Origin of the sequence: Pseudomonas sp. NFACC56-3 (genome assembly GCF_900100025.1) — a bacterium.
Taxonomy (GTDB): domain Bacteria; phylum Pseudomonadota; class Gammaproteobacteria; order Pseudomonadales; family Pseudomonadaceae; genus Aquipseudomonas; species Aquipseudomonas fluorescens_AA.
Window position 1 is genome coordinate 235,900 of record NZ_FMTK01000007.1, and the last position, 19,210, is coordinate 255,109.

Sequence of the window (19,210 nt, forward strand, 5' to 3'; positions counted from 1 at the left end):
TATATCGATAGCGCCTAGGATTTGGCGGTGTATTGGACGTGCACGATGATATCGGTCAGGGACCGCAGTGCATCCTGCTGTCGGTTCGGTCGCGGAAAGACCAGGGCCCAGCGTGATACCGCGCCGGTACCCTCGAACGGCAGGTAGCGCTCATCGTCGAAATTCAACGCGAACATCCCGTCATCGCTGAGTCCGCTGGACAGCGCGATCTGCTGGCTGGCACGTAAGTTTTCCCGTACGACCCCATCTACAGTCGCACTCAGTTGGACCTTGTTGTAAGTCTGCGTCAGCTCGGCCCGGATATCTTCATAGGGACCCACGAGCAACGGCAGGGACACGCTGATACGCTTGATACGGCGCAGGTAGTGCCCGGGATAATCATCGTCGAACATCACCTGGGTCAGCTCGAAAGCAACGCTGCCGTCTTGCTCCAGACGGTTCTGCAGTGCCTCCCAGGCCAGATTGATGGTCGATTCCGGATCCTTGTCCTTGAGCTCACGCAGCGAAACGGTCTTGGTAATTTCCAGCTTGCGTTCGTGACGCTTGAGGTACTCGCTCTCCATTCTCAACAGATTGACCTTCAACGACTCACCGGCACCCAAGCCTCGATAGCTGTCGTTCCAACCACCGGTATGAATGAAGGTGGTGACGAAGTCGGCGATTTCGTATTGCCAACTGGCCTGGGTGGCCAGGCACAGGGACAAGGTCGCGTCGTACATCTGGTAATAGAACGTCGCAAACTGGCCGATCAGCCATTGATACAACTGGGGGGTAGTGAAGCGTTTGGACAGGAACGCATAGCTGACCCGGGCCTGTTCCAACGCAGCTTCGGCCTGCAGCAGTTGCAGTCGGGTGGCCTCCTGCTGCTCGTCCATTACCTTGAACTGGGCATCTATCTGGGCAATTTCCAGTACCGCCTGATCGCGGGCCTGCATCCATTCCTGGTGGCGGCGACGGTAGCCTTCGGCACGGTCCAACGCTTCGCCGGTGGCATGGTTCAGCGCCGCGACACCACGAGCGATATGGGCAACAACCTCAGGAACGCCGTTGCTCTCCATTCCGCTGACACCGGCACCGACCTCTGTACCAGCCGCCATGCCGGCCACCAACCCCACGTTCACCGACGTACCACTAGGCGCTAGCTTGAGTCCAGCAGCGATAGTGTCGGAGAGCGCAGCTCCGCCCTCTAGGACACGTCCTCTAAGATGCTCCATGCCGGCCAGGATTTCTCCGAAACTGACCACTTCTTCGCTCAATCCTTCGTAGAAAATCCGGCGGCCTTCAACAACCTTTTTACTGGCTTCCAGAGCCTCGCGACTCTCTGTTTCAATCTTCTGTGCCTGCTTTTGCAAAACAATGGCATGCTCGGCGAACTCCCAGGCTTGCTGGTGTTGCAATTCCAGGAACTCCGCCTGTTCCTTGCGCTCGATCAATGACAATAAGGTCTGGCCAAACTGGATCAGGCTGTCCACCGCGCCGCTGGCGCTACGGAACATGATCGAGAAACGATAATGTGGGGTGTCCGCGGCGATCAGGCGGCCAACACCGCCACTGCCGCCGCCCTGGCCGAAGGCAGCGAGCAGGGCTCGCGGGTCGAGCGGGGCAGCGAACAAAGGCAGCAGCAAAGGCTTGCCGTCCAGGGTGCGATTGTTACGCAAGTTGTGCAGTCGGCTCTCGGCGGTATCCCAGAGTTCCACCAGCTTGAAGTTCATCGGTACACGCAGGAATTCGCTGTCCACGCTCAGCACGTTTGGATCCGGGGCGAAGGTGCGCAACTCAAGCGGTGGTTCGTTGAACAAGACCAGAGACACGCCATCGTTGGCCTCCGCGCTTTCGCGCCGCTCCTGATCCTGGACCGCCAATCGCCGCTCATAGTCGCGCAGGCCTTGGCTCGAACTGGCGGCCAGGGTCTGCAGGGTGATCGGTGTCCAGGGGTCGATCAGGTTGATATCCGGTCGCGGTCCCAGCAGATCCAGCACGCGTACGTACCAGAGTTTCGCTTCGGCCAGGCTATCGGGCGTCAGTTGCCGGTAGGCGCTGTCGCCCCGGTCGAGCAGATTCTTCAGAGAAAAGCTGTAGATGGCCTTGCGATAATGGATCGGGTTGCTGCTGGCGATGCCATCCGGATCCTGGGGCGCCCGGGAGGCATAATCGAGATCACGACTCTCGTTCTCCACCAACGGGCGCACATTCCAATAGGCCGGGCGGCCGCTGCTATCAGGTTTGCGGCTGGTGTCGAAAATGAAACTCAACCAGTATTCGCTGCCGTCGAACTGCTGCTCGAGGTTCATGCGATGAGCTACCATGAACGGCAGGTGCAGGAACAACTCCCAGAAGTACAGGCCGTTGGCACCATTGAAATCCATCTTGTTATTGGTTGTCGGTGGCGTCAATGGCGGTTCTTCCTGTTGCTGGGTTTCCCAGGACAACAGATTTTCCAGCGCGATATTGGCCTTTTCCACCAGGGTACGGGCGAACAGGGTGTTCATGCGAATAGGTTTGCGAGCGACCGTGGTGGAGCCGTCGCTGAAGGCTATATCGGAATCAGTGAAATCTATGAACTCGGCAATCCCCAGTGTCGGACTGACGCGCGTGCCCATGCCGGGGGCCTTCAACGTATCGCCGCTTGTGGTCTCCAGTTTCAACTCGACGGTAAAGTGCTTGTTTCCACCGCCCAGCAAGGCACCGCTGGATCCGTCATTGCGAACGAACAGGCCATGGTTGAATGGAATCACCTTGGAAGCGTCAAGCCATTCCACGGGCCAGTCGGGAAGTAGTGTTTCCGGATTTATTTTTACCTTGGTGCTTAGGTCATTTGGCGCAGTCAGCGTTAAAGAATAATTGGTACTAGCCAGCCAGACCGACGCACCGGTCAAGGCGACGGGGGTGGGGGAGCTGATTGACTTTGGTCGTGAAATTTGATGTTGATAGTACAGTGCTCGTAGGTTTTCCTCGATCGTTCTCTCCTGATACACGACAATGTCTTGAGTGTCATCATCAGGATGCGTCACCGTTAAGCGATGTATGATATTCGGGCTTGCGAAAATATTTTCAAAACAACTTGTCCGAATATATTTTTCTGAGAGTGGCATGCTGTGGCCCGCTAAGAGAGCTGGAACTATGATACCCCCACCATTTTTGCTATCACACAAAAAATCCCTACCTGATTCCGGAATAGGGACGATGATCATCCCTGTGCTGAACACATAAGACTTGTTGCGTGTAAAAGCGACGGTGTCCCATAACCCCTTGGTAATCTTTGACCCTTCCATCAACTCCAAAAATCCATCGTCGCTGTCTTCAACAGGAATACGAAGATCCAATTTGAATCTGACAATACCCGTAACCGCTGAACACTTAATAGATAGAGAACGGAATGTCTGTCCGTTAAAGCTTGAGTTGATTTTTGTGGTAATTGCTAATTCTGATTTTGCTCTGTCATAAGTTACAGCAGGGGGCGCAACGTCAACGATGACGCGCTGTAGACCTTCGTGGTTCCAATGAGGTGCTGTAGCGTTTGGCGAAAAATTTTTTACCTCTTTCAGGGAAATTTGAAAGGTCGGTAGCTTGAATTGAAATTTGTCTTTATTGTCGCGAGTAAACATTCTGGCCACTTTTAATACATGAAGCTTTTTCGCACCTTCTTCAGAGCTGCCCGAGATGACTCTTCCGGAGATCGGAAATAAAACTTGGCGGTTGAAGTTCTTATCGACATTGGCTGTCCTGAGGAAGGCGTATGCATCCTTGCTACCGTCACTTTCGTTATTAGGTATATAACCCGCATACATCGCAACGAACAGCGCATCCGGCGTTGATGAAGTATCCTGGATGGCAATGGTCTCCAACACCCCGTTCAAATCCTCGCCCAGCGGAAAGTTATCCGCTTCGCTGGTGGCAGTGATGTAACAAAGCGGGGCGCTCCAGGAATTGTCATATTTCTTATAGGAAACGTTCAGGTGCAACTCGGTACGGTTGAATGTGGTGGTCTCTATTTCGGGTGGGTCGTTACCAACGGGAGGCCTTTTGTTCAACTCGGTTCTTTCGGCCAGGTGCAGCACATCGACCCAAACCACGAACAAGCGATTATTGAAAAACACCGGGCGGATGGTTTTCTCCACCGTAGCCTCGGAAATTCCCAAGTCTGCGCTTGTCCAGTCTGACCAAGCCCCCGGTTGCGGGTAGTCGTGTTTGGGCCCGTTGGTACCACTCACGTAGCTGCGTTGCGACATGTCCACCGAGCGCCAGTAATACCGGTTCTCCGCTCGTGACTTGCCGATGAAGTAATAGGTGCCATTGGTGAAGTCATCATCGGTGATATAGCCATTGACGATAGTCAGGTTAGCCACTTCCTCGAAGCTGGCCAGGTAGTGCTTGACCGCCTCCTGGGTCGTGTCGAGGTGGATCTTGTTCTGGTTGATATCGTTTTCCAGCTGGAGGAAGTACTTGGACTTCTTCATTCGCAAGCTGGGGTCGATATAGATCGAGGGGTAATAGGCCAACTGCTGATTCGCTGCCCAGAGCGGGTATTGACATTGCTGGTCGCGCCATTCGGCGATCTGGTGATCAGCCATGGTTTTGGTCTCATAGCCAGGTTCCATGCCCATGAGCACGCCATTGATGTATTGCTGCAGGCTGGCGATGGCCGAGGCGACGTAGCTGGTCTCCACTTCCTGGCTGACTTGGACATCCAGCAGTAGAAATTCGTACAGGTCGTTGGCGGTTTTCAGTTTGTCGCTGAGGCCTAATTGCTGCAAAACAGGGTCGTTGGGCACGACCTGATCCAAGTAGTAAGCCACTTGAATATCACGCAACGTTTCATTCAGTTGTTTTTCGATGGAAATCGTCATTAGAAGTACCTTTTTATCAGCGACTTGCAGCCATCAAGGCCTCGCCCAAAGGGAGCCAACTGGTGCTGTTGCTGTAGGCGCTCACCCCTGCGCACAGCAGCACGGAGGCGGCACCAAGCCCCGTGGTCTGGCACACCTGTTGGCAGCGGTACACCCACTCCACCTGAAGCCACTGGGTCGCACGACCATCTGGCAAGGTATCGCACAAGGTCTTCACTTCACCGGGCTGCCAGCCCAGTAATTGAGCCAACGCGCTGTGGGCCGATTGATTGGTTACCGCTAAATGGGCGTCGGTTTTTGTAAGATCTTCGGGTGGGTTGGCGAGGGCCAGATACCCAAGCCACTCAGCTTCCGCTTTGTCGAGCATGTCGAGTAGGTAACAGTAGCGCTCAAGGTAGTACAGGCTGGCCAGGGTGAGGTGCGATACATTGTTCGGAAGGCCCAGCCAGGTCGGTTCACAGAGAAAAGCTCGTAACGCACGCGCACTGATGCCCAGGTGTCGAGCGACGGCGGCATGGCGTAGCAGAATTTGGAAGCGCTCAATCAGGCTGGCGTTCAGTGACTGGCTTGGCATCGCAAGTACTTGGGACAGCAAGCCATGAGTCGAATCACTGCTCCATTGGATAACTCCCTCCGCCAGGGCCATAGGCAAGCTCAAGGTCTCCTGCAACAGACTTTCCAGCAACTGCAACTGCCGTAAGTAGCCGCTGACCAGGCAGTCGCCGAGTTGAGTCTGAACGCTTGCCTTCACTTCGTTGGATAAATGCAACGGCTGGAGTACTTGAGCCAGCGTGCGGTCGATCACCTGGGCCGTCGTCTCATCCAGAGTCCTGGGGTAGGTACTCATCACCAGCCCTTGGTCATTGAGCAATTCAGCGTTGAGCAAGGTGCGCCAGGCAATGTCCGCGTTATTGTCGTCTTTTTCCGGGAGGCTCAACCGATCCAGCTCCGATGGGCTGACGAGCGCCGGCGTCAACTCGGCCGCCAATCGATTCAAACGTTCCAGCAACGTTTGTAGCGGGAGAAACTCATACGGGTCTCGGCCCAGCAGACGCCGCACATCACCGACCTTGCGTTTAGTGTCCCTGAGCCAGGTAACGGCCCAGTCCATGTGCATCAATATATCGGCGATATCCGGCGCGCCGCCGCCCAGGCGGAACCGGCCCGTGGCGAGATTCTTCTGATAGGCCTCGCCCCCCAGTAAGTCCAGTAAGGCACAGTAATCCTCAATCGACAGATCGAACATTCGCGCGATACGGGCCTGGCGGTAAAGGGAGGAGACGGTCTCCAACGAACGAGTCAAAGGACCGACATGGGCAATCGTGATATTCGCCAGTTGCAGCAGCGAACCTTCGGTTAATTGAACGCCAAGGCCAGCACAGAGCTGATAAGCAGTTTTCTGATCGGCGAGATCGGCACTGGCGAGATCGAAGGCTTGCTGGTCCAGTACGAACGGCGTATCGAACAGGCTCGGGCTGTTGAATACCTGGTCGAACAGTGGCGTCCGTGCTCCCGTGGCGTAGGGGGACAGGTGATGGAAAAACGCCGCGAACTCTTCAGCGGTGATCTGATAGTGGCTGCTGAAATAGCGAAATAGCCCCAGAACACGCATGACGTCGCCATTGAGCGCCACTTCCAGGTTGTTTTCACCGCAGCCGCGAATGGCACTGACCACCAGGGTATCCAGTTCGGCGAAGGGGATGTTCATCCAGCGTTGCAGGCGGATCATGCGTTGCAGGCGGTCGAAACGGTTGAGCGATGTCTTGGTGATGGACCATTCGCTGCGCCCGTCTTCAATGGTTTCGTTGAGCCCCATGGAGTTATCCACCCTGTCCAGGTCCGGAGTTTCGGCAGAAGTATTTAACCTGTCGGAGCCCACGCCATTCACATAACAGGCCCCGTAATGTGACGCGTGCGGATAAGGAAGATTGAACTGCCCGCCGTTTGCCAAAAGATTGAGGGACGGGCAATTGACCGATAGCCGAGGACGTTGGCTGCGTTGGGAAAGCAGTGCTTCGACCTGCTCGGCATTCAACTCGGTCTTGGCCATGAAGGTGTTCAGGTTCGACAGGGACGCCGTATTCTGCGTCATCACTTCCATGCCGTAGTAGTTACGAAAGAATGCCTGCTCTGGCCCGGTCAACACGTATGCTTCATCAAGTGCCAGGGTGAAGCGCTGTTTTTCAAGAAGTTGGGTACTGCTGTCAGTACCTAACGTCGCCACTAGCATATCGAAGGTCACTTGATAACCGGGACTTACTTGCAGCGAGGCACCTGCATTATCAGCCGGTAGATATTGAATATGCGTGCATGCTGGTCGAGCCCTGGCCGGGGAGTAGCGGTTGATCGCATAATTTACGTTTTCTGTGACCCGGCGAACGCCAAAGCTCAACACGATGTCTTTGTCGGCCCCGCCAGATTTGCTGAAAGCAAGCGTCACCTGAGTGCTCATGGACCCTCCCGAAGTCGCAATTTCATGCGCCTCGGGTTCTGCACGCTTGATCATCTCTTGCTGGGGCAACAGGTAACTGGTCGAGCGGTCTTCAAATAGATTCAGGTTGGAAATACTTGGTCCCTGCCAGCCTTCGACCAGTTGCGAATGCGAAATGTAATAAGTGCTGAACGGTGTAGATCGAGTCAACACGCCGTATTGCTCGACGCTCAACCCTGCAAATAGCTGTTGCGCGACTGTGGGGTGTTGCTGCCCTCGGCCATAATTGTTGCCACCCGTGACGGGCAGTTGTGGACTGATTAAATAGTTGATCTCACCCAGCATCAGTTTTTTCTGGGACAACCCCAACTTGCACTGGTGATGAGCATGGGTGTACGGAAAACTGAAGGGGTAATACTTCGCGGCAAACAAACGGTGAAGCGGCGTCCCTGCGGAAGACGTACCGGACAGATAACGTTCAATTCCCTGACTCAGGACCGTGTTGGCAATGTCCAGCATCGGCAGGGGCTTGAAGGTCGCTTGCTGGTCGATCAACAAGGTCTTGATATCGGGTCGGCGAACGTCCAGACGAATCTTCTTCGACGCATCGCCCGTGTTCTCTTCCTCCAATGACGTCGTTGCCAGGCGATAGAGGGCACTCAGGTAAGCCACCGGAGAATCCACCGCGGCCAGCGCACCGACTTTGCAGAACTCGTCCCAACGCTCCTTGAACAGGTTGGGATAGCTGGGGCCGATATCCACCAGGGCCCGAATCCCCGTGCGTTTGGACGCGGGACGCGCTCTGTCGGAAGTCACCTGCTTTTCGCGGTACAAACGGGCAATTTGCACCGCGTAGCACAAGGCATTGTCATAGGCCAGTTCGCCGTCGGCATCACTGAACTTGGCCAGGCGTTGGCAAAAAAGTCCCTTGGGTTGCCGGACAATATCAAACACCGACTGGATATCGAGGCGTTCCATTGCCGTGACGAAATCGACTTTCTCTTCCTTCGTCCCATCCGCAGGTGCCTCGGTAGCGTCAACGAGATAGCTCAATAACGGATTGGACTCACTCATCGCTCAGCCCTCTGTCAAACAAGGTGTCATTCTCGTCTTCGCCAATCCCATACCACCCTAAATACCGCTGCCGCCGCCAATACCCCATGGCCGTGACCGTCAAGGTCGGTCTACCCAGTGGGTCATAGAACTGCTGGTCGCAATGGCCGAATTGGCGAAACGATTCATCGTTGATGTAGCGATAGCCGTCGGCGAAGTACGGCCGGTAGATGCGCACCGCCAGACCTTTGTTGTTGTATTCGACTCGTTCGCTGACTCGCCACCGCTCGGCGGCCGGCGCGCTCACTGGTTGGTCGTCGTCCAGTACCAGGCTGCCGTCCTCCGCGATCTGATAGGCCGTACCCGGCTCGACCTTCTGTTTGCTCTGTAGGCTGCGGCCAAAGCCATCCCAGCACTGCACTGCGATACGGATCTTGCGTTCGGGGTTGTCCGGTGGTTGCGGATAGCGGTCGGCTTGCAAGACGGCGGCGTGTACCGGCTCACGGCGCTGCACCCAACTGAAGGCATCGCGGAAACAGGCGCTGGCCGCGCCTTGCAGGGCGGCGTCGGGGTCGGCAATGGCTGCGGACGGCAAACGGATAACCGGCTGGTACTCGTCTATCGGGTCGAAACCGACCTCGATGCCGCGTTCGGTGCCATGGAAGCTGCTGGCCAACAGTTCGCCAAAACCGTCATAGCGGGCCTCCTGAATGTTCTGGTTCGGATCGACGATGCGTCTTGGCAGCAGGAACCGGTAGTCGGCTTCGGTCACGCGGGTGTTGCACCCGTCAGCCGTGGTGACGCTGAGGGGCAGGCAGTAATAGGGATCGAAAGCAATGTCTGTCGGCCCCTGGCTTGCAGTGGGCCGGGCGCTGATCAGTCGGTAGAACCCCTCCAGTCCGGCATAGGTCACGAATCCCTTGCGGGTCGACCACAACACCCTGTCCGGTTCCGCCGGCAACACGGCGGTCATGGGGTGATAACCGAGCCCAGGGAGTTTGTCCGCCAGCTCTTCGGGGCTGAGCACTGACGCATACGCTTGTAGCGCCGTCTCATCCAGTTCGGCGGATTCAAGGTAGTCGGCCAAGGCCTCGAAGCTGGCCTGGCCCGCCGGCAAGGTCTGGCCGGCGTGTTGATAGCGCTGTTCGGACAAGTGGGCCAGCACCCGCTGGAAGTCACCGCCGGGCGGGGCATTGAGGCGGTCGAACAACGCCTCATGGGAAATGTCTTGTGGCCTGAGCACCGTCTTCGACAGCACTATCACGTTGCCCCGGGACAGGTAAGGCAAGCCCAGGCGAACGGCTTGTGGTTCGTCCAGGTGAATGAACCGGGCACGCTGTTCATTCAGGTAATAGAAACGCTGCGCGTCATCGTGGGCGGCACGCCACCAGGTTTGTTCATGGGCGTCGTCGAACGGCGGCGCGTCGTCGACGCTTTTACGCCGGGCATAGTCGACCGTCACTTCGTGGGTGAGCCCGCCATAACGATCCCAGGCCAGGCTGATGTGGTGCTGGCACAGCGGGTCGTCCGGCTGGCGTTCGTAGGTATAGACGACGGACTCCAGTTCCAGCGGTTGCATCCGGCAATATGGCTGGTAGTCGTCCCGCCCTTGCCACAGGCGCACGGCATAGCGCGATTGCTGCACCGAATAGGGCCGGGCCTGCAGTGGGTCGGCGGGGTCGAGGCCGAATACCTCGACCCGCAGCAACACGCCGGCCAGGGCGTAGGCCATGTCGTGGCGGGTCTCGTCATTGGCGTTGCTGATGATCTCGTCCGGTGTGTCACCTTGGGGAGCCAGCAGCAAGGCCGTGCCCAGGGGCTGGGCCGCGCTGTCTGAACGGTCGTAGTCCAGCCCCGGCAGGTCGGGCGCGCGCCCGGTATGGAACCAGCTTTTGCGCAGCACCGGCGCGGTAAAGCCGGCTTGGCGCAGTTCGTCGCCGGTGGTTTCGCTGTCGGTTTGCAGCACCAGGCCAAAACCGCGGAACTCGCGTTCCTGCCCGTCGTAAAACCCCTGTCGGTATTCAAAGCATTGGGTCAACTGATTGCCGGTGATTTCATCCAGCTGGATCTGCCGGACGGAGAGGGGCATCGGAAACGGTACATAACTGGCGACTTTCAGGTTCGCCGCCAGCAGTGCCTGTTTTTCATCGAGCCATTCCTGGGCCGAGCTGCGGTAGATCACTTCACCCGCCGCGCCCATATTGTTGTTCGTGCGGTGCAGCAGATAGGGCTTGGCCTGGACAAAGTCGCAGCGCCAGTGTTGGGGCTTCATGTGCGGTACCGTCAGCACCAGGCTGGAACAGCCGAGGCCTTGCAAATCGGCGGCACTGACCTGGCACAGTCGGTCATAACGCACGCCCGGTGGCCAGGGCAGGATCTGTGGGGTGGTCTCGAACCCCATGCCGGTGCGGTTCATGAAGATTTCGATGTGCTCGCTGGTGAGGTAGATCAGGTCAGCGGCACCGGAACCGTCCAGATCGGCAAGCAACACCCGCGAGGCATCGAAGGACTTGTAGGGGTAAGGCAGGTTCCCCAGTTGGAAGCCTGGGTCGAAACGACCGTGGCCGCGGTTGGGCCAGCAGACGATTTCGTTGTGGCGAATGCGCACCAGATGCTGCTGGCCGGTGCCCAGCACATCACTGAACGCCACCAATTCGGTCTGCGCCTGGCTCAACAGGGGCAGGCGATCGTCGGGGGCCGTCTCGACGAAATGCGCGACATCCTTGCCCGCCGCGAAGCCTTCATCTCGACGATTGGCATACAACCGCACACTGCGTGGGCCGATCAAGGCCAGGTCGGACAAACCGCCGCCCATCAGATCGGCCAGTTGGCTTTGCGGATGGAAGAACTCCAGGGGGAAGGCACCAAAGGTGACGAACTTCGACCAGTGGCGATCCGGGTTGAGGGTGAAAAAACCACTCACGCCGGGTTGCGCCATGACCCAATCCAGCCGGCCATCGCCGGTGAGGTCCATCAATGACTGGCGCACCGATTTGCGGCTGTCCATGACCGGAATGGCGTCCAAGCGTTTCCACGCGTCGTAGCTCACCTCATCAGCCGTTTGGGGCACCTGCGCGCGCAGCGGCTCCCGGTAGTACCAAGCCTTGTCGCTGCGATAGAGCACACCGGGAATCCCCTCGCCATACAGGTCGACCAATTGGTATTGCTGGCCGTCGTTGAGGCCGGGCATGGCATCGAATTCCTGGTACCCGCTATCTTCGGTCGAAAACGCCGCGTAGCTGAACACCACCGGTGGGCGCGACTCGATGTGCCCTTGTTCGTCGTAGCCTTGCTGATGCGCGGCAGACAGCAGGTTGTAGCCCAGCTCGGTGGTGTGGTACTCCAGCAGCAAGCGTTGCACCAGCCGTGGTTCGCTGCCCAGTTCAGCGAAATGGTGGAACATCAGCACTTGCCGGCACAGACGCAGGTTGCCCAGCAGGAAACCATAGCCGTAGGTGGCGAAAGGGTCGCTGCGTACCGGCCACGTATCCGTCGGCTCGTAGGCGGGGATGTCCGTCAACCCGGTGTCGCGTTCGCCATAATCGAAGATCAGGTCGAAGTGCCATTGCGCTCGTTCGAGTTGGGGCGGTGCCCAGTGATAAAGGTGCGCGTTCGCGTCGGCATTGCCATAGCGCACTCGGCTCAGGTAACACTGGGCGCGAAAGTCCCGCGGCGTATCGGCGGGCATGCCCGCATGATCTTCGCCTGCGTATTCATAGAGAATATGTTCGCCATGGGCATTCAGGCTTTCTTCCAGCAGCCACTCGCCGACACGCAGGGCGTCTTCGAGGTCGGTGCTGCGTGACGAAGCGTTGAAGCCGTATAAATGCAGGGTGCCATCGGCCCCGTGAATCAACCAGAACCCTGGGTAGTCATCCGCTGACCGCCAGTGTTCGATACGTTCGAAAGCACCCTCGATGCGCGGAAAATAACGCGCGACCTGATAGACCGTGCCCAGGTCCAGACCTTGATACGTATCGACGGGCCGGCGAACGATTTCTCCGTCATCATCGCGCTCCGGCATCCACACCGTGCCGTCGGGGCCCAACATCACATCGTCGTCGGTGTAGGCCGGTACCCCCTTGCTGATCCGCCGTGCGACGCAGCCCAGCGACAGCACCCAGCCGATTCCGAACAGGCTGTTGCCCACGCTGCTGCCGTAACCGAGCCGCAGGGCAGGGGCGAAACCGCGTCCTGGAGAAATCGGCAGCGGCAAGTCGAAGGATGCCTTGCCGGTGGCACCCACTTCGCCCCAGCCGCTGCCGATGCTCTGGATCGCGCCGCCGCCCTTTGGCAACGAAGGAGGGGTGATGCTCAAGCGTTCCGGTTGATCCATCGCCAGGCTCTGTGCGAGTGTGCAAGGAGCTAATCTGGCGCGAATCCGAGGGGGCATCTACTGTCAGAGTTGACAGTTTTCTAGTCGTTAAGGAAATAAGAAAATGGTGGAGGGGGATACCCCACTACAGACAGACTCTCTCTACCCTTGGGGAACATGCTTTTGTGGCGAGGGAGCTTGCTCCCGCTGGGCTACGAAGTGGCCCCAAAACCATTCACCCGGGTGTGTCAGGTTGGTCGCATTCAGCATTCAGTCTCTTTGGGGTTGCTGCGCAACCCAGCGGGAGCAAGCTCCCTCGCCACAAAAGTGTTCGCTGAGGTGAGCGGCTATAGCTCGCTGACCTTGACCCAACGCTCCTCCCGCGCCGCGATGCGTATCGCTGCAGCCAGCCGCTCCACTTCCCAGGCCTCGTCGAAGTCCGTGCCGCTGCCGCCTTCCCCGGCGAGGGCCATGATCAGTTCCTGCACCTCCAGCGTCTTCAATTCGTTGTAGCCCAACTGGTGTCCGGCGGCGGGGCTGAATGCGGCATAGCCGGGCAGGTCCGGACCGGCCAGCAAGCGTTGGAAACCTGGCTGGCCGGCGCGACACAGGCGCAATTCGTTCAGCCGCTCCTGATCGAACGCCAATGTGCCGAGGCTGCCGCTGATCTCGAAACTCAGGTGGTTCTTGTAGCCATGCTTGAGCCAACTGCTGCTCACCGTGCCTCGGGCGCCATTGGCGAAACGCAGCAGCCCATGGACATGGTCGTCCACCGCGATGGCCCGTTGTTCGGCATTGCCGGCGCTGGCAGGGCGCTGGTGATGCACGGTCTGGCTGTCGGCGCACACGGCCTCGACATCGCCCAACAAGTGCCGGGCCATGGCCAGCAAGTGGCTGCCCAGGTCGGCCAGTGCGCCACCGGCGTGGGTCGCTTCGCAACGCCATGACCACGGCGAAGCGGGATCGGCCATGAAGTCTTCGCTGAACTCACCCTGGAAACTGATGATCTGTCCCAGCTCGCCGTGCTGGATCATGTCCCGCGCCTGCTGGATGATCGGGTTGTGCTGGTAGTTGTAGCCGACCCGCGTCACCACCCCCGCGGCCTTGGCCGCCTGGCGCATCTGCTCGGCCTGCTCCAGAGACACCGCCAGGGGCTTTTCACAATAGACCGGCTTGCCCGCCGCCAACGCCGCCATGGCCATCGGGAAGTGCAGGTGGTTGGGTGTGGTGATGGCGATCAGGTGAACCTTCGGGTCGTCGATCAGCCGTTGCCAGTCGCTGTGGGCCGTCTCGAACCCCCAACTCTGGGCGCACTGCCGGGCACGCTGTGGATCGGCGTCGGCCAGGGCCGCGAGTGTCAGGTTCAGGGGGAGGTCGAACACCGCCTTGGCATTGTGGAACGCCAAGGCATGGGCACGGCCCATGAAGCCGGTGCCAATCAGACCGATGCCGAGTTCACGCATGAGAAGAGCCCTTTGAATTGTTATTTTCAGAAGGCTCTTTATGGAATAAATATTCGCTAATTGCAAATGTTGGAATAAATATTCATTTCACGATCGCAGAGGTTCCCCTTGTGAGAGCGAGCTTGCTCGCGATGGCGGAGTGTCAGTGAAAAAAGATCTTGGCTGACACTCCGCCATCGCGAGCAAGCTCGCTCCCACAGGGTTCTCACAGGTTTGCCATGGCGTTCGCTATCAGGACAGGAACCCACCATCCACATTCAACGCCACACCCGTGGTGTAGCTCGACGCATCGCTGGCCAGGTACAGCACCGCGCCGGCCATTTCGCTCGGGTCGGCCACGCGCTTGAGGGGGATCTGCGCCAGGGCGGTTTTCAGGATGGCGTCGTTCTTGACCAGCGCCGAGGCGAACTTGGTGTCGGTCAGGCCCGGCAGCAGGGCGTTGCAACGGATGCCGAACTGCGCGCATTCCTTGGCGAAGACCTTGGTCATGTTGATCACTGCGGCCTTGGTCACCGAATAGATGCCCTGGAAGATCCCCGGCGAGATGCCGTTGATCGACGCCACGTTGATGATGCTGCCGCCGCCGTTCTCGCGCATCAGCTTGCCGGCTTCCACCGACATGAAGAAATAGCCGCGGATGTTCACGTCCACGGTTTTCTGGAACGCACCCAGGTCGGTGTCCAGGACGTTGCAGAACTGCGGGTTGGTGGCGGCGTTGTTCACCAGGATGTCCAGGCGCCCGAACTGTTCGCGGATACCGGCGAACACCTGGCTGATCTGCTCCATTTCCCCGATGTGGCAGGCGATGGCGGTGGCCTTGCCGCCGGCGGCGATGATCGCATCGGCCACGTGCTGGCAACCGTCTAGCTTGCGGCTGGACACGATCACATGGGCGCCTTGCTGGGCCAGCAGTTTGGCGATGGCTTCGCCGATGCCGCGGCTGGCGCCGGAAACGAAGGCGATTTTACCGTCGAGGTCGAACAACTGGGTCTTGGACATGCTGTTTCCTTGTAATGGGGCGCTCAGAGCGTGGATTTACCGATGACCTGCAGGCTCATCTGCTCCAGCAATTTGTTCATCTGAACGAACTGCGCGAAGCGTTTGTCCTGGGTCTGGCCGTGGAAGAAGCGGTAGTAGATCTGCTGGACGATCCCGGCCAGGCGGAACAGGCCGTAGGTGTAGTAGAAGTCGAAGTTGTCGATGCGGATCCCGGCGCGTTCGGCGTAGTAATCGACGAATTCGCGGCGGGTCAGCATGCCGGGGGCGTGGCTCGGCTGGCGGCGCATCAGTTGCACCGGCGCCGGGTCGTCCGCCTCGATCCAGTAGGCGAGGCTGTTGCCCAGGTCCATCAACGGATCGCCGATCGTGGTCAGTTCCCAGTCCAGCACACCGATGATCTGCATCGGGTTCTCCGGGTCGAGGATCACGTTGTCGAAGCGGTAGTCGTTGTGGACGATGCTCGAAGTGGGGTGGTCGGCGGGCATCTTGTCGTTGAGCCAGGCCTTGACCGCCTCCCATTTCGGCGCATCGGGGGTCAGGGCTTTTTCGTAGCGGTCGCTCCAGCCACGGATCTGCCGGGCCACGTAGCCTTCGGGCTTGCCCAGGTCGGCCAGGCCGCAAGCGGTGTAGTCGACGCGGTGCAGTTCGACGAGCCGGTCGATGAAGCTCTTGCACAGCGCTTCGGTGCGGGCGGCGTCGAAACCCAGTTCCGGCGGCAGGTCGGAGCGCAGGATGATGCCCTTGACCCGTTCCATCACATAGAACTCGGCGCCCATCACCGACTCGTCGGTGCAGTGCACATAGGCTTTGGGGCAGTACGGGAACGCTTCGCGCAATTGGTTGAGGATGCGGAACTCACGGCCCATGTCGTGGGCGGACTTGGCCTTGTGGCCGAACGGCGGCCGACGCAGGACGAATTCCTGTTCGGGGTATTCCAGCAGGTAGGTCAGGTTCGATGCGCCACCGGGAAACTGGCTGATCCGTGGCAGGCCGGTCAGGCCGGGAATGTGGGCCTTGAGGTACGGGTCGATCAGGTTGGCATCGAGTTCTTCACCGTCGCGCACGCGGGTGGACTGATCAGTAAACGCCATGCTTATCCCTTCTGCTTATTTTGGAGGCCATCGATCATTGGCTAATCTAATGGCGCGTGGGAGGCGTCACAAGCACGCCAGGGTCTTATAGGTTAGCGTGTTGCCGGATAATCAGCGGGCTTGATGCATGGCGGCGTGCGCGGCGGAAGCGGGCGAGCTATGGTTCGGGGAGTCGCTGTCAAAGGAGCCGCCGCGATGGGATGCCCGCAAGTCTGTAGCACCGCGACCCTGCAATGCAGCTTGTGAACAACCACAAACTCCCACAAGGGGGATTGTGCTGATCACTCAATTTCGATCCACCGCCGGGGCGACTCGGCCTCACGCATTGGCGTGGGTCAGCCCGGTCAAGGTGTCGGCGATGGCCTTCGTGCGTTGTGCCGTGCCTTCGGTGGTACGGCTGGAGTCTTCCAGGGCATCGAGCATTTCCCGCAGGGCGCTCACGGCAACGGACTGGTCTTCGATCTGTTGGGCGACGCCTTGGATCTCCGTCGAGAGCAGGCCGATGTCCACGCCGATTTCCGCGGCATTCTGGCGGGTGATTTCCGCAAGCTTGCGGACCTCATCGGCCACCACCGCAAAGCCTCTGCCCATCTCACCGGCCCGCGCTGCTTCGATGGCGGCGTTGAGGGCCAACAGGTTGGTCTGGCCGGCGATTTGCTGGATGACCTGTACGATCGACTGGATACGCAAGCTCGAACTGGCGAGCGCACGGGCACCGACCACCGCTTCACCCGCTTGGGTGGCAAGCTGTTCGACGGTGGTGCCGGCCTGCTCGGCGACGCTGTTTTGCCGGTCGATGGTGCCCGTCAGGTCATCCATCGACAGGTGCAGTTCGCCGGAGTAATGCTTGATTTGTGTCGCCATCAGCGCTTGTTGCTGGCTGGCCTGCGCCAATACCTGGCCCAGGTCCGTCAGGCCGTCGAACACCGGCAGGATCGTCTGGTCCAGGCCGCGAGTGTCCAAGGCGCTGCTGAAGTCATTCATCTTGAACGCCATGATCTGCTTGACCACGACATGATTCAGACCCGCCAGCTTCTTGATCTGGCGACGCAGGAAAAATGCCTTGAACTCGCCGTAGTGGGTGATGAAGTGATCGACGTACTCATCGACAAAACCGGCGCCCTTGGTGACCCTGAAGAAGAAAATCGCCGTGAGCGTCTGGTTAAGGTTCAAACCGAGGATTTCACCAAACGTCGAGAAGCCGGCCAGAGGCACATCCCCGAAAATACCGGCCATGCTGCCCAGGTCGCTGCTGTTGTTGAGCCGGCGCAGGATGCAATCGTTGAGAATGGCGGCCACCGGCTGGCCACCTTTACCCTTGAGGAATTTCTCGTAGTCAAGCCGGGTCGCCTCGCGCAGGGGCGTGCGCTTGACCATCACCAACTCTTCGCCGGGCGCCACGTCGCAGAACAACTGGATGATCTGCTGCTGATGGTCGATGCGGGCAATGGAGCGGACGAACAGCTCATCACCCACGCGGATGGCGAATGAATAATCGGCCAGCTTCTTTTCCAGCGTCTGGGCACTGCACTCGAAGGCCTCGCACAGCGCCTGGACCATGCTCTTGATGTTTCCACGGCTGTCGATGACCTGGTCGATGGTGCGGTCTTCGACTGATGCGGTCAGCACGCTGAATGTCAGCCCGGCAGGTTGGAAGTTCTGGCTCTTGAACACCCCGAAGCGCACATCCGCCGCGGTTTTCAGAAAGACAATCTGCGCATGGTTCTGGTAACTGCGCTGCCCATCACTGATCAAGGTCTTCTTGAAATCCGCCTTCCCACCGGCCGAGCCGCCGACGAACAGGCAGGGGAAACGGCCTGATTCATAGAGCGCTTCCATAAAGAACGATTCGGAAGCCGAAAGACCATCGAACACCACGTAGGCCAAGGTATCGCGATGGTCAATGGGCGTGCTCACCTGCGCCTGCTTGATGTTATTCACCAATCGGGCGATTCGCTCACGCATGGCCAGGCGCTTGCCGCCACCGCGAATGTCCTCGCACTCCAGCGGCACCATCACCACCTCGGCCGACGCAATCACACTGGCGTCGAACAGCTGCAACACCACCCGGTCCCAGGTCTCGCCGGTCTGGCAATACAGCGCGTTTGCACCGTTGCACAGCTCACCCGACGTCGTGCACAGGCTGATGGCGCTTTGGGGAAAACGCTGCTTGACCTTGGCGGCGACCCGGTCGATGTCCAGGTGAGGGGAGACAAACCCGGCGATCAATACCGGTGTGATGCGTACGTTGGCCAGCGCCTGGTCCAGTTCGCTCAACGTGCAGGCCATGCTGACCGCCCCTTGTGTGCGGGCTCGGGCTTTGTTGAAGAGGTTCGATAGGTTCATGGCGGGACTCGGTTGAGCGCGACGTGACGCGTACGAGGTATGCGTGCGGAGTCCTTTCCCTGTAGCGATCACGGCTGGGGACTTGTATGGGCGTGAGCTTGTGCTATTTGCGGGGGCGGTCCATAGGGGCTTTTGGTTGGGGTTTGTTCCGTCTGTTGGATAGCGACTTTCGTATTGGTCCTGGGAAACCCGCGGAAAAATCAGTATTTGCAACCGCTGAATACTGGATAAAAAACTGTGGGAGCGAGCTTGCTCGCGAAGACGTCGGCACATCCAGCATCAGTGCCAACTGATCCACCGCTATCGCGAGCAAGCTCGCTCCCACATCTATGGTCCTCTCAGTTTCTGCAATACTGAATTTGGATGCGTGATTGGCTTGCCGCAATCTATTCGGCGTCGAAAAGATAAATTCGCGCCGCGATGAAAATCGCGCCTGACAGTCCTGATTAGGGTAGATCGGCTTTAGAGCCGTGTGGGAGCCCAGGTTTTCTGTCAGGTCGGTAGGCCGTTTACGTCATCTGTTATCCAGCATCGCAAAACCAGGTGGGTGGTGCTCGGTAACGCAGGGTCAAGCGTTCTGTGCGCTTGGCCCTGCCTCATATATTCCATGGGTGTGCGCTAAGGCCCAGGCTATGCGCGCCAATTTATTCGCCAACGCGCACACC

At 58.7% G+C, this 19,210-nt stretch carries 7 protein-coding genes and 1 pseudogene; all 8 read right to left on the reverse strand.

Going from position 1 to position 19,210, the window contains the following annotated elements; all coding sequences use genetic code 11:
• Positions 1-14: 14 nt before the first annotated feature.
• Positions 15-4,847, reverse strand: a complete 4,833-nt coding sequence (locus BLO80_RS13270; RefSeq protein ID WP_092327951.1) for a Tc toxin subunit A-related protein — start codon at positions 4,845-4,847, stop codon at positions 15-17.
• A 16-nt stretch (positions 4,848-4,863) separates the two neighbouring features.
• Entirely contained in the window at positions 4,864-8,352 is a 3,489-nt protein-coding gene (locus tag BLO80_RS13275) for a Tc toxin subunit A (protein ID WP_092327949.1), read from the reverse strand.
• Positions 8,345-12,667 carry a SpvB/TcaC N-terminal domain-containing protein gene (locus BLO80_RS13280; RefSeq protein WP_092327948.1) on the reverse strand — a complete coding sequence of 1,441 codons (4,323 nt, stop codon included), beginning with the start codon at positions 12,665-12,667 and terminating at the stop codon, positions 8,345-8,347. Before BLO80_RS13280 ends, BLO80_RS13275 begins: the two co-directional genes overlap by 8 nt.
• Positions 12,668-12,993: 326 nt before the next feature.
• Positions 12,994-14,109: a Gfo/Idh/MocA family protein gene (locus BLO80_RS13285; RefSeq protein ID WP_092327946.1), complete on the reverse strand. Its 1,116-nt coding sequence runs from the start codon at positions 14,107-14,109 to the stop codon at positions 12,994-12,996.
• Between the two features lie 231 nt (positions 14,110-14,340).
• A complete protein-coding gene (locus BLO80_RS13290) occupies positions 14,341-15,108 on the reverse strand; it encodes an SDR family oxidoreductase (RefSeq protein WP_003180553.1) in 768 nt (255 codons plus the stop codon).
• Positions 15,109-15,131: 23 nt separating this feature from the next.
• Complete coding sequence (locus tag BLO80_RS13295) at positions 15,132-16,199, reverse strand: phosphotransferase family protein (protein WP_092327944.1); 1,068 nt, start codon at positions 16,197-16,199, stop codon at positions 15,132-15,134.
• A 318-nt stretch (positions 16,200-16,517) separates the two neighbouring features.
• The gene (locus BLO80_RS30625; RefSeq protein ID WP_371914573.1) at positions 16,518-17,195 is read right to left on the reverse strand and encodes a methyl-accepting chemotaxis protein; all 678 of its coding nucleotides are present in this window, start codon (positions 17,193-17,195) and stop codon (positions 16,518-16,520) included.
• Positions 17,196-17,390: 195 nt separating this feature from the next.
• Positions 17,391-18,818, reverse strand: a pseudogene (locus BLO80_RS30630) (FIST signal transduction protein); the annotation flags it as partial.
• Between the last annotated feature and the right edge of the window lie 392 nt (positions 18,819-19,210).